Raw genomic sequence first — 12,914 nt, 5'->3', positions numbered from 1 at the left:
CCGGACCAGTACCTACTCGCGAACAGGCGACCGAGCGGTTCGGGCCGCACAACAGAGCCGGCGCGGCGGCCGTGGCCATCCAATCGCCAGCAGCAGCCTGGTCAGGTTCCGGTGATGTGGGGCCAGTAGGCGCGGTGGTCGACCCAGCCGAGGAGGCGTTGGCCGCCGTTGGGGGTGGTGCCGGCGGAGTCGAAGCGGCCGCCCGCGATGACGTGCTCGAGGCCGCGGACGACATGGGTGAAGTCGGGGTTGGCGGCGAGGCGGTGGACGTGGGCGCGGCGGTGGTCGGGTGGGCAGTAGCTGAGGAAGAAGAGGGCCTGGCGCAGGGCGTAGGCGATGTTCTTCACCTGGACGAGGGCCGCGTGCCTGTTCGGGGGGCGTTGGGTGGCGCGGCGGGCGATCCAGTCCAGGGCGGTGCCCGCGAGGTCGGGGGCGGCCTCGGCCAGCCAGTCCGCCAGGTCCAGGGTGTCGACGAGGACCGCGAGGTTGTGCGTGGTCAGGATCTGGGCCTGCTCCAGCTGCGCGCCGGTGCGGGCGACCCCGCGCGTTGGAGCGCCCGCCGCCACTGCCCGGTCGGAGCACACCGTGGTGAAGTCCGCGTTGTCCCACTCGTCGGGCAGGTCGTAGTAGTTGGCGTAGAGGGTGCCGCGCAGGAGGCGGCTGGCGGTGGCGGCGGCCCGGCGCGAGGCGGAGGTGAACTCGCCGGTGAAGATGTCGGCGGCGAGTTCGTGGACCAGCGGCGGGTCGAGGTCGGCCAGGTCCGCCATCGCGCGCAGCTCGGTCACCAGCGGGTTCGGCGTGATCGTGTGCGGGAAGGCGGTCAGCGCCAACCGAACCGTGTCGCGCAAGACCCCACGCGCGCTGCCGTCGTCGGTGCCGGGGGCCGGGTTCGCACCAACCCACGGCAGCTCGTCGAACTGGACCTGCCTGGCCAGGTTGAGCAGCAGCAGACCCCGGCGCTCGCGGAAAGCGGTGTAAGTCCGTTCGTGCAACGCGGCCAGCACCGGGTCGGCGATGTGCCGCGCGGCCAACCGGGACGTGCGCTGCGGGAGCACCGCGCCCAGGGTCTCGCCCGAGGTGATCACGCCGCGGTGCACGAGTTCAGCCGCGGGAGCCTCCAGCGCCTTGGTCAGCTTGGCGACCAAGTGCGCGGGCGGGTCCAGGTGCGCGGTAACAGGCTCAACCGCCGGAATGCCGCCGTACGGCCGGAGTTCGCGCAGTCGGGTGGCCAGAGTCGCGGCGATCTCGGCGTAACTGGGGCCTTCGGGCAAGGCGCCAGCCGATCGGACCTTGGTGAGCGCGTTGGCCAGAGCGCGCCGGATCCAGCCGACCTGACGCGGGCTGAGGTCCGCGCTGTCACGTGGGCACAGCAGCAACGCCTCATGCAGACGCGCAAAGTTGCCCTTGGGGTGAGCGTGCTTGCCGGTGACAGCACCTGGGAGGTCGGCCAGCCATTGCGAGCGCTGCTCGGCCCAGTCGTCCGGCCACCGGGTGCACGGCCAACCGCCGACGACCTCGCCCCCGTCCAGACGCGGCAAAGGACCGTTGACGGTCTGCGCCCACAACGCCACAAGTGCGTCGTAGCGGGGGTTCCAGACCGTCACCGTCTCGCGCATCGCCGTGATCTGCTGGGGCACCGTCACCCGCTCCAGCGTGGTGATGACCTCCCTCACGGACCGCACCCGGACAGCGTCACCTGAGAGCACCGCGACCTCGGTGAACGTCGGCGTGAACTTGAGCCGGTGGATCCACGGCCAGATCTCCTCGAGCAAGTCGAACGCCTGCTTGTCCCTGCCGGCCGCGAATAGCGCTACCGCGACCGGGATCGCGGCCTCCTCGGACAGGTCGATCCGGTACTGACCGCTCTTGAGCGCGTCGAGCAACTCGACCTGCCCGGCATCGCTGAGGTAGTGCAGGTTCAGGCGTTCACGGTCTGTGCTGCCCGGGGTCGCGGACCGGAGCTTCGCCACCTCGTCCGCGGTCAACGGCCGCTCCGCCAGCAACCGGCCCGTGGCGAACCCCGCGTGCACGACCTCCACCGTCACCCACGCGGGTACCCCGGCAACCGGCGTCCGGCTGCCCACAGTGACCTGACCGGCGTTGACGCCGTCGAGGACGGCCCGCCACTTGCGCGCCTTCGCCGCCGCGCCGCGACTACCGGCGCCCAACGACGCCAAAGCACGCAACCACTGCCCGTACGCGTAACCAGACACATCGACTCCCCAGTCCTGACACCGGACCGAGCCCTGTCGTCCAGACCGTGTGCGCCACAGACATGGAGGCGGGGATCGAACCCGCGCCCTCCCGGTTACGAGCCGGGCGATCTACCGCTGATCTACTCCATGAGGTATGTCCACATCCTACGGACCACCCGGGTGAACTGCCTGTAACCCACGCCACTCCTGCCCGATTCCCGCAGTTCAGGGGACGCGGGCGGCGAGGGCGTCTGCCTCGGTGGTGGCGTTGGCCTGGTGGTAGAGCGAGCGGGCGCGCGACCAGTGGCGGGTGGCGGTGGTGGTGTCGCCGGTGCGGGACTCGAGGTCGCCCAGGTCTCGGTGCAGGTGCGCCAGTTCGTAGTCGTCGGGGACGGCGGTGCGGATGGCGAGGCTGCGTTCCAGGTGGTCGCGGGCGGCGGCGAGGTCACCGCCCGCGAGGTAGGCGCGGCCGAGCTGGTTGAGCGCGGAGGCCTCGCCGTGCCGGTCGCCGACCTCGTTGCTGAGGTCGAGCGCCTCGCGGAAGTGCGCCAGGGCCTGGGGGACGTCGCCCGCGTCGAGGTGGGCGCGGCCGGTGTCGAGCAGCGATTCCCACTCCAGCCAGCGGTCGCCGATGGCGCGGCTGACCGCGACCGCCTCGCCGAGGTGGGCCAGCGCGGCGCGGTGGTCGCCGCGTTGCAGCAGGGCCTCGCCGAGCGTGTCGAGGGTCGCGGCCTCCAGCCGGGCGTTGCCGAGGCCGCGGAAGGTGGCGAGCGCGTCGGTCAGCGGCACCAGGCTTTCCTCCGCGCGACCCATCCGGACGAAGGTGTGGCCCAGGTTGCGCTGCGAGAGCGCGCGGCCCAGGTCGCTGCCCGCCTCGGCGCACCGGGCGACGGCGAGCCGGTGCGCGGCGATGGCCTCGTCGAAGCGGCGCAATTCGGCGTATGCGTTGGCGATGTTGTTGTGCACGTGCCCTTCGCCGACCAGGTCCCCCGCCGCGCGGACGGTGCGCAGCGCGCTTTGGTTGGCCTCTAGGGCTTCCCGCAGGCGGCGGGTCATGAAGTAAGCGACGCCGAGCGCGCGCAGCATCTCCGCTTCCGCTACCGGGTCGCCCAACGCCGTTGCCGCCGCTGCTCCTTGACGGCAGAGCTCGACCCGGTCGTGCCAGTGTCCGGTGGCGTCGAAGAAGCTTGTCAGCAGGTACGTGAACTGCCACGCCGAGTCGAGCCTGCCTAACTCGCGCGCGCATTGCGCTACCGCACGCAGGTTGGGCCGTTCAGCGTCTAGGAACGCCAGCGCCCCACGCCTGTCGTCGAACGGGACGCGCGTGCGGGTGTGGCGCAGCGTTGGGGTTACCAAGTCACGGTTGGGGTCGATCACGCGGTTAGCCTCATCGGCCACCACCAGATACCAGTCCACCAGCCGCGATAGCGCCAACGCGCGCTCGTCCCGTTTGGCCTTACCTGCGGCGAACTCCCGTACCAGGTCGTGGAAGCGGAACCGGTCGGAGTCGACCTCGGTGATCAGGTGCGCGGCCGACAACGCCGCCAACGACTCCCGTGCACGCTCTAGCGGCACTCCACACAACGTCGCCCCTAGGGACGCGCTGACCGTGGTCCCCGGCGCTACCCCCAGCAACCGGAACATCCTGGCCCTACCGGGTTCCAGCGGGTCGTAGGCGCTGGCGAACACCGCCCGCACGGTTCGCGTATCGCCCTCTACCGCGAGAGTGTCCAAGCGGCCCGCGCCGACCAACTCCGCCGCGGACACCGCCACCGAACGCCCCGGGACCGCGACCAGCCGCGCGGCGGCCAACCTCAGCGCCAGCGGCATCCCGCCGCACAACCGGCTCAACCGGGCCGCCGCGCCCGGCTCCCTGCCGACCCGATCCGCGCCGATGACCCTGCTCAGCAACTCCACCGACTCGATGTGCCCCAGGCTGTCGAGCGCGACCGGGCGCACCGCGTGCCGTGTCCCCAACGCCGCGAGCGTCTGCCTGCTGGTCACCACGAGCAGCGACCGTCCACTGCCCGGTACCAGCGGGAGGACCTGCTCGGTCGTACCGACGTTGTCGACAAGGACCAGGCAGCGCCGACCGTGCAGCAGCGACCGGTAGAGCGCGGAACGCTCGGTCAGCTCGGCGGGCATCCGCTCATCCGGCACGTCCAACGCGCGTAAGAGGTGGGCTAACGCGTCGGCGGCAGTAAGAGCGCGGCCGGCGTCTTGGCCACCGAGGTCGAGGAAGAGCTGCCCGTCGGGGAAGCGGTCGGCGACGCCGCGCGCCCACTGCACCGCCAACGAGGTCTTGCCCATGCCTGCGGCCGCGGAGATGACCACGACCGGCTGCTCGTCGCCGGACCCGGCGATCACGGAGTCCAGTGTGGACAGTTCGGCGGCGCGGCCGGTGAAGTGCCCGACACCGGCCGGGAGCTGGGCCGGACCGCGCGGGGTCGGCCGGGGGTCGAGCTCGGGGTCGCGGCGCAGGATGGCGGTGTGCAGCTCGACCAGCTCGGGGCCGGGGTCGACGCCGAACTCCTCGGCGAGGCGGGTGCGCAGCGCGCGGAAGACCCCGAGGGCGTCGGTGTGCTGGCCCCGCCGGTGCATGGCGAGCATGCAGAGCCCGGCCAGCCGCTCCCGGGTCGGGTGCGCGGCGAGCAGCCGCGGCAGCTCCCTGGCCGCCTCGACGTGCCCGCCCAGGCGCAGCTCCGCGTCCCACAGGTCTTCCAGCGCGGAGAGCCGCAGCTCGTGCAGGGTGTCGACCTCGCCGCAGCCCCAGCTCTCCAGGGCGGCGTCGGCGAACGCGTCCCCGCGCCAGAGGGCGAGGGCCTCGCGCAGCAGCGGGGCGGCGGCGTCGGCGTTGTCGCGGCCCAAGTGGTCCCGGGCGGCGCGGACCAGCCGGTGGAAGCGCAGCGCGTCGACCACCTCGGGCTCGACCTCGAGCAGGTAGCCGGGCTCCCTGGTGCGCAGCACGGTCGGGAAGCCGCAGGCGGTGAGCGCTTGGCGGACCCGGGCGACGTGGCTGTGCAGCGTCTTGACGGCGGTGCGCGGCGGGTTCTCGCCCCACAGCACGTCGATGAGCCGGGACGCGGGCAGCACGGAGCCCGCGTGCAGCGCGAGCACGCCGAGCACGGCCCGCTGGCGGGTGCCGTGCACCAGCGCGCGCCCGGCCGGGCCGACGGCCTCGACCGGACCCAGCACGCGCAGCTCGCCGGGTCTGCTCACCCCAGCTCCTTCCGCGCCACTTGGTAAAGGGAGCGTAACGACACCGCTGCGCTGCGCAAACACCCAACCGGTTGAGGAGGGGTGCCGCGAAACCGCGAGGCGGTTGCGTTCCGCGACAACCATGCCACAACCGGTCGCGACCACGCTTCAGCTCGCCCTGTTCAGGACCTGTCCCGCGAGGAGAGACACCGATGCCCACCAGCTCAACCGGTCGCCGCCGGGCGACCTTGGTCGCCGCCGCGGCGATGGTCGCCGCGGTCCTGCCCGCCTTACCCGCGGGCGCCGAGCCCGCGGTCGCCAAGGCCGTCCCGCCGCCCGCCGCCAGTCCCTGCGGCCCGATGGACGTCACCTTCGTCATCGACGACACCGGCAGCATGGGCGGCGCGATCGCCAACATCAAGACCGGCATCAACTCGATCATCACCGACGTCTCCACGCTCTCCGGTGGGGACTTCAAGCTGGGCCTGGTCAGCTTCAAGGACAACGTGAAGGTCTTCAACGACCTCGCCGCGGGCAACCAGGCCGCGGTCACCGCCGCGGTCAACGGGCTGGTCGCCACCGGCGGCGGGAACACCCCCGAGGCCTCCGACGAGGCGCTGAACACCGTGGTCAACAACCTGCCCGCGCTCGGCCGCCCGCAGACCGGTGACTTCGTGGGCACCTGGCGGTCGAACGCGACCAAGATGGTCGTGCTGGTGACCGACGCCCTGCCCGGCGGCTTCGACGACGCGCACACCGCGGTCGACGTGACCAACGCCCACCAGCGGGCGCTCGACGCGCAGAACGACATCAAGATCAGCAGCGTCTACATCCCCACCGGCGGGGTGTCCGCGCCGATCGTGTCGATCATGCAGGACTACGCCAACACCACCGGCGGCGTCTACACCCTCGCCGCGGCCAACGGGTCCAACACGGCGACGACCATCCAGCAGACGCTGCGCAACTGCAAGCGCACCGACGTGTTCATCCGCGACCACGGCTCCGACACCGGCGTCGAGCCGCACGGCCTGAACCCGATCTGGACCAGCCCGGACATCACCGTCTGCCCGACCGCCGCCCCCTGCGCGGGCGCGAACCCGGTCGTCGGGTCCACCAGCTACATCCACGTCAAGCTCAACAACCCGGGCCCCAACGGGTCGGGCACCGCGAACGGCAACCTGAAGCTGTACTACACGGCCCAGGGCGGCGCGGCGGTCTGGCCGACGCACTGGACGCACATCAACACCGCGGTGAACGTGACGGTGCCCGCCGGGACCACCAGCGTGGTCGTCCCGTGGAACGGCGTCCCCGGCCCCGGCCACTTCTGCCTGCTGGCCCGCTGGGAGTCCGCCACCGACCCGATGACCTTCGCCGAGGGCCCCAACACCCTGACCAACACCAGGAACAACAACAACATCGCCTGGCGCAACGTCGACTCCGTGCGGGTCGTGCCCGGCAAGCCCACCACCCGCCCGTTCACCCTGGCCAACCCCAACCCGCGGGCGCTGACCAACCTGGTCTTCACCGCCCCCGAGGGCGCGTTCACCGGCAAGGTCGTCATCGACCTGGGCAAGACCCTGGCCGAGCGCTGGAAGGCCACCGGCCAGAAGGGTGAGGGCATCCGCCAGGTCGGCGAGACCCGCTTCGAGATCGCCGACCCGAAGGCCGCCCGCTTCCTCGGCCTGACCATCGACCCCAAGGAGCGCTTCGAGACCGAGCTCGAGTTCACCGCCACCACCCAGACCCGAGCCGTCCTGCGCCTCAACCAGACCGACGAACGCGGCGAAGACCTCGGCGGCGTCGAGTTCCGCCTGACCACCGAGTAGGACCGCGGGGTGCCGAGAGCGGCCCGGCCACCGGCGCGGGATGACCGGGCCGCTCTCATCTCGACACAGGTCCCGGGGGAGGGAACCGGCCCGGCCACACGACGTGGCCGGGCCGTTCTCCTGTCCGGGGGCTGTTCCTCGGAGGACTCACCCCTGGCAAGCCCTCGCTCCGGACGACTTGCTCGCGGTGACCGGCCTGCCAGGCCCCCATGTGCCGCTGACCTGGGACTTCTCTCGCTAAAATCACTCCGCTGGGTGACAGAAGTTATCCACATGTGGATCTCCCCGGGGGTGCTTTCAAGATCGCCCGTCGGTCGGTCCCGGTAGACTGGCCCAGGGACGCCCCCCGGAGAGGGTGGGGGCCGGGCCAGGCTTGGGGGTGGCCCCCGGGAGCGTCAAGGGGGTTCGCCCGAAGGTGTGATGGGCGGGCGGTGCGGCGGGCTTCGGCAGGCGCTTGGGGCGCCTCGCGATGCCGGTGCCAGCCAGTGCGAAGCGGGGCCCAGCCGGTGCGAGACGGGGCCGGCGAGTACCAGCAAAGCGAGCGGGCCCGGCCACCAGAGACGGTGGCCGGGCCCGGGCGCTAGGCGGTTATCGCTTGGTCTTGACGGTGACGGGGACCTTGGTGAGGCCCAGGGTGCCTGCCGACGGGGAGAAGATCTCGACGTAGAACTGGTCGTCGGGTAGGGACTGGTCGGTCTTGAGGCGGATGGTGGCGGTGCCCCTGGTGGCGCCGACCGGGATGGTGATCAGGCCGTCCTTGACCGGGTAGTACCCGGGCGGGTTGGTGCCGGTGTGGATGGTCCGGTAGTGCAGCGTGATGGGGGCGCGGGCCGGGGTCGAGGTGTGCACGCCGATGTCGACGGAGCCCTCGTAGCGCCAGCAGATCTTGCCGCCGTCCAGGGAGGTCTCGACGGGGGGCAGGTCGTCGTCGATGATCTGCCCCCGGCCGCGGTCCTTGGCGATGACCAGGTTCTGCGCGCCGGAGAGCCGGACGGAGAAGGCCTCCTCCGGTTCCGGGGCGCTGTCGCGGACCACGCCGACCACCACCGCGGCCGCCGTGGTCGAGTCGGTCCAGGTGAGGGTGCCCGACGCGGCGACGAGGTCGGCCGGGGTGGTGCTGACGTGCTCGGTGACGTAGTTGACCGACCCCGTCGCCGTGCAGCCGGGGGCGGTGGACACGGTGACGAGGAAGGTGAACGCGGTGGTGCCGGGTCCGGTCCCCTCGTACTGCCGGTAGTCACCCGCGGAGACCGTCGCCGGTCCGCAGGCGGCCGTCGTCCAGGTCTGCGCCGGTACGACTGGCAACACCACAGCGACCGCCGCCGCCGCGAGCAACAAAGCCCTCATGGACTTACCCCTCTCTCAGTGCGCCCCGGGTCTGGTTAGCGCACCCCGGTTGTGGCGCGGTTGTGGAGGTGGTCCGGTTACCCGAGTTCCTTGGCCAACCGCAGCGCCTCGACGCTGACGCGTTTCATCTCGGCCTTGTGCGCGGCGGGGTCCTCGTCGCGGTCAGCGCTATCCGATTCGGCGATGACCACGTCCCGGTCGAGCGTCATGGCGGAGAAGCCACCTCGGCTCAAGCGATCCAACCCGGGGACGGTGACCTTCTTCTCCCGCAGCAGGTCGTTAACGCTGCCGGTCTGGTCTTGCCGCACCAGCAATTCGAGCTTCTCGGCGGTAGACCTATCCGGCATGCGCACCACGGCTAGCGAGGTATAGACCGTGCGGCCGCTGTCGGTGGCGGTGAGGAACACCGCGCGGGTCAACTGCCTGCACGGGTTGGCTATGAGGAACTGCTTGACCTGGCCGTAAGCGTGTTCGACGCAGTCACTGTCGCGGACAGGCTCAACCGTCTCCCCCATCCGCTGGAAGAGGTACTCGTTGGCTGGCGCGGTTGGCGTTACCGGCGGTGGGTCGTCGTTACCCGAGATCAGCCACACGACAAACGCGGCGACCACGGCGGCGACTAAGAGCGCGGTCACGGGTAAGACCCACTTGGGCTTACCGCGCACCGGTTCGGTCAGCGTCACCGGCAGGGTCACCGTGGTCGGTTCCAGCGTCAGCCCGGGAGCGGACACCGGGGCCATCCGGGGGCTGGTCAGCACGGCGCCGGTCGATGCAGGACCGGACATCCGGGCGGGACCAGCCACCGGCGCGAACCCCGACAGCGTGGGGCCGGACAGCGTGGGGCCGGACAGCGTGGGGCTGGGCAGGGCGGGGCTGGGCAGGGCGGGGCTGGGCAGGGCGGGGCTGGGCAGGGCGGGGCTGGGCAGGGCGGGGCTGGGCAGGGCGGGCCCAGCGGGGGCTGGGCCGGACGGGGCCGGGGCGGACAGCGCGGTAGCGGTCGATGCAGGACCGGTCAGCGCGGCGCCGGGCGGCGGGGACACGGGGCTGGGGGTGGTGCTGGGAGGCGACGCGGCCTCCGGCTGCGACCTGGGCGTCCAGGGCAGCTCATCCGGTAGGGCACTCACGATCATCGCGGGAGCGGACACCGGCTCCGCGGGACGCGGGGGGAACTTCGGCACCGCGCGCAACGGCTGATCGGGTGAATGGTCATGGTCCGACACGGCGTGGACAGTAGCGTAATGCCCTCGTTATACAACGATCGTGGCCAGAGACACACCGTGCAACCGAAAACCGCTATTCAAATCTTGTGGTGTCCCCGGCTCCGCGCCGGATGATTTCCGGTTCGCCCGCGGAGAAGTCGACGACCGTAGTCGGCACCGTTCCGCACTCCCCGGAGTCGAGCACCGCGTCGAGGACGTGGTCGAGCTCCTCCTTGATCTCCCAGCCGGAGACCATCGGTTCGGCCTGCCCGGGCAGCAGCAGCGTCGAGGACAGCAGCGGCTCGCCGAGCTCGGCCAGCAGCGCCTGCGCGACGGTGTGCTCGGGGATGCGCACGCCGACGGTCTTCTTCTTCGGGTGCAGCAGCCGCTTGGGTACCTCTTTCGAGGCGGGCAGGATGAAGGTGTAGCTACCGGGAGTAGATGCCTTCACCGCGCGGAACACCGCGTTGTCCAGGTGCACGAACTGCCCGAGCTGGGCGAAGTCCTGGCACATGAGGGTGAAGTGGTGCCGGTCGTCGAGCCGCCGGATGGCCCGGATGCGGTCGATGCCCTCCCGGTTGCCCAGCGCGCAGCCCAGCGCGTAGCAGGAGTCGGTGGGGTAGGCGATCAGCCCGCCGTCCCGCAGCAGGGCCACGACCTGCGCCAACGAGCGCCGCTGGGGGTTGTCCGGGTGCACGTCGAAGTACGTCGCCATGGCGGGAGTCTACGGACCTGGGCGCACCCCGACCGAAACGCCGCCCGGCGACAGGCGATCCTGTACAGGGACACGAATGGGCTAGTAGTGAGCGGGAGCGACGTGACACGGTGGAGTCTTGGCGTCGACCTGGGCACGAGCTTCTCGGCGGCGGCGATCGCCACGGCCGAGCGGGTGGAGTCGATCGAGGTCTCCGGTGAGCGGCGCGTCGCGTCCACCGTGCTGCTCGACGAGTCCGGCAGGCTGGTCGCGGGCACCCTGGCCCAGCGGATGGTCGGCCGGGCGCCGGAGCGCGCCGAGCGCAACCCCAAGCGCTACGTCGGCCGCCGCCCGATGCTGCTCGGCGGCGAGCCGGTCACCGTGCAGCGGGCGCTGGCCGCGCTGCTGGACCTGTTCGTCACCGAGGCCCGCAGGCGCTTCGACGGGGCCGCGCCCGCGTCCCTGGTGCTGACCCACCCGGTGGCGTGGAGCCCGGCGCAGCGGCAGGTGCTGCTGGAGGTCGCCGAGGTCGTGCTGCCGGGTCGACCGGTCGAGTTGATCGAGGAACCGGTCGCGGCCGCCGTGCACTACAGCCACACCCACGCCGCCGACGGCATCGGGGGCCGGGACAGCGTCGCGGTCTACGACCTGGGCGGCGGCACGTTCGACACCGCCGTGCTGGCCGTGGAGGGGTCCGGGTTCACCGTCGTCGGCGGCCCCGGCGGCGACCCGGAGATCGGCGGCGAGACCTTCGACGAGCGGGTGTTCCACCACTTCGGCGCCCAGCTGACCCGGCTGGCGCCCGAGTGGTGGGAGCAGGTGAGCACCAACCCGGACCGGCGCTGGCTGGCCGCGGCCGCCGAGCTGCTGACCGAGGCGCGGCTGGCCAAGGAGTCGCTGTCGGACTACGAGGACGCCAGCCAGTACGTCGCGGGCGCCGACGTCGACGTGCGGATCACCCGGGCCGAGTTCGACGCCCTGGTCGGCGAGGACGTGCGGCGCACCACCCGGCTGCTCGCGCAGAGCATCGAGGGCAGCGGCCGCGCGCCGGGCGACCTGCGGGGCATCTTCCTGACCGGCGGCGCGAGCCGGATCCCGCTGGTGCGCGACGCGCTGCGCGCGCAGTACGACGGGCTGGTCCGCACCTGGCAGGACCCCAAGACGGTGGTGGCGCTCGGCGCGGCCCGCTGGGCGCAACGGACGCTGACGGCCCGGCCGGTGACCGCGCCCCGGCGGCCGGGCGGGGGCCTGTCCGTGCTGGCCACCGACGTGATCGACGCCCAGGCCGTCAACGGCGCCCTGTACACGTGGAGCGCGGGGCCCGACGGGCACGTGGTGCGCAAGCTGGACCGGGGTGGCCGGGTCGAGCGCGAGCTGCCGATGACCCGGGTGACCGGCTGGACCATCGCCGAGGACCTGGTGCTGGTCGCCGAGCGCCGCGAGCAGGCGGTGCGGGTGCACGCGCTGAGCCCGGAGCTGATCATCCGCTCGACCACCGACCTGCTCACCGCGCACGACCCGTGGCTGGTCGCCCAGGGCGGCCAGGGCTGGGTGTTCCTGCGCGGCCCGTCGACCAGGCCGGTGGACAACTCGGTCGGCCTGCCCTGGGGCGAGACCGGTGACCTGCAGGTCGTGCTGATCCGCCCGGCGACCTCGTTCGCCCCGGTCAACCCCACGCCCAGGCCGCTCGGCCCGGCCGCGACCTGGTACATCAACGAGGACGGCACCCGCCGCAGGCTGCTGGACCCGGCCATGCCGACCTCGGTGCCCCCGACCGCCCTCGGCGACGGCAGGGGCGCGGCGGTGGTGCTCGGCAAGATCACCAAGCGGCGGACCGGGCTGCGCTCCAGCGTGGTCGTGCCCAGCCAGACGGTGGCGACGGTGGACGCCGACGGGACCCTCGCGGTGGTCGCCGAGCAGTTGGACGCCACCGCCCTGTGGGTGCACCAGGTGCTGCGCCGCGACTCCTGGTACCTGGGCACCAACGTCGGCCTGGAGACCTACGCGGGCACCGACCGCAAGCTCTTCGTCGAACGCCCCCGCGCGGGCGCCGCCCGCTGGGTCGCCACGGCGAACCGGATGTACGGGGTGGTGCAGGACTCCCTGGTCCCCAACCGCGGCCTGTCCCTGCACCTCTACGACGACCGCTCCCCCCGGTCGCTGGGCACCTTCCCCGGCCTGCTCGGCAACCTGGCATCCGTGGTCCCGGCGGAAGCCCCCCGACTCCGGGTCGACGGCGACGTCCTGTGGCTGGGCGCCCAGGTCGGCGAGGGAACCTCCCAGATCCTCCGAGTCACCGGCACCCGCGTAGACCAGGCAGCCGCCGCCGAGGGCTGGCTAGAACCCGTGGGCCAGGGCTTCGCCCTCCACTCCCCCGAAACACCCCCCGGCGACTCCCGCACCACCCCCGCGACCTTGGTCCGGCTCCCCGAGTAAGAACGCCGCGCGGCCTCAC

At 72.1% G+C, this 12,914-nt stretch carries 7 protein-coding genes and 1 tRNA gene; 2 read left to right on the top strand and 6 right to left on the bottom strand.

The features are described 5' to 3' along the window. Positions 1-101 precede the first annotated feature (101 nt). From LV79_RS30570 to LV79_RS30560, 3 genes are all read right to left on the bottom strand, one after another. The gene (locus LV79_RS30570) at positions 102-2,213 is read right to left on the bottom strand and encodes a hypothetical protein (protein ID WP_253841754.1); all 2,112 of its coding nucleotides are present in this window, start codon (positions 2,211-2,213) and stop codon (positions 102-104) included. A 60-nt stretch (positions 2,214-2,273) separates the two neighbouring features. Then, positions 2,274-2,345 (bottom strand) — tRNA-Thr (locus LV79_RS30565). A 75-nt stretch (positions 2,346-2,420) separates the two neighbouring features. Further along, positions 2,421-5,414, bottom strand: a complete 2,994-nt coding sequence (locus LV79_RS30560) for an AfsR/SARP family transcriptional regulator (RefSeq protein WP_253841753.1) — start codon at positions 5,412-5,414, stop codon at positions 2,421-2,423. Between the two features lie 191 nt (positions 5,415-5,605). On the opposite strand from LV79_RS30560, the gene LV79_RS30555 reads away from it, so the two are divergent. Beyond that, positions 5,606-7,219, top strand: coding sequence for a vWA domain-containing protein (locus LV79_RS30555; protein ID WP_253841752.1), 1,614 nt, complete (start codon positions 5,606-5,608; stop codon positions 7,217-7,219). 588 nt (positions 7,220-7,807) lie between these two features. On the opposite strand, the gene LV79_RS30550 is transcribed toward LV79_RS30555, so the two are convergent. The 3 genes from LV79_RS30550 to LV79_RS30540 form a co-directional block, all read right to left on the bottom strand. Beyond that, positions 7,808-8,566: a Calx-beta domain-containing protein gene (locus LV79_RS30550; protein ID WP_253841751.1), complete on the bottom strand. Its 759-nt coding sequence runs from the start codon at positions 8,564-8,566 to the stop codon at positions 7,808-7,810. 77 nt (positions 8,567-8,643) lie between these two features. Continuing rightward, positions 8,644-9,786, bottom strand: a complete 1,143-nt coding sequence (locus tag LV79_RS30545; RefSeq protein ID WP_253841750.1) for a hypothetical protein — start codon at positions 9,784-9,786, stop codon at positions 8,644-8,646. Positions 9,787-9,859: 73 nt separating this feature from the next. Continuing rightward, positions 9,860-10,480 carry an L-threonylcarbamoyladenylate synthase gene (locus LV79_RS30540; RefSeq protein WP_253841749.1) on the bottom strand — a complete coding sequence of 207 codons (621 nt, stop codon included), beginning with the start codon at positions 10,478-10,480 and terminating at the stop codon, positions 9,860-9,862. Between the two features lie 102 nt (positions 10,481-10,582). Here LV79_RS30540 and LV79_RS30535 point away from each other — a divergent pair, with 102 nt between their 5' ends. Continuing rightward, entirely contained in the window at positions 10,583-12,895 is a 2,313-nt protein-coding gene (locus LV79_RS30535) for an Hsp70 family protein (RefSeq protein ID WP_253841748.1), read from the top strand. Positions 12,896-12,914 lie beyond the last annotated feature (19 nt).

Source organism: Actinokineospora globicatena (genome assembly GCF_024171945.1).
In the GTDB taxonomy this organism is placed as follows: domain Bacteria; phylum Actinomycetota; class Actinomycetes; order Mycobacteriales; family Pseudonocardiaceae; genus Actinokineospora; species Actinokineospora globicatena.
This window is presented reverse-complemented; position numbering and strand designations above follow the sequence as displayed.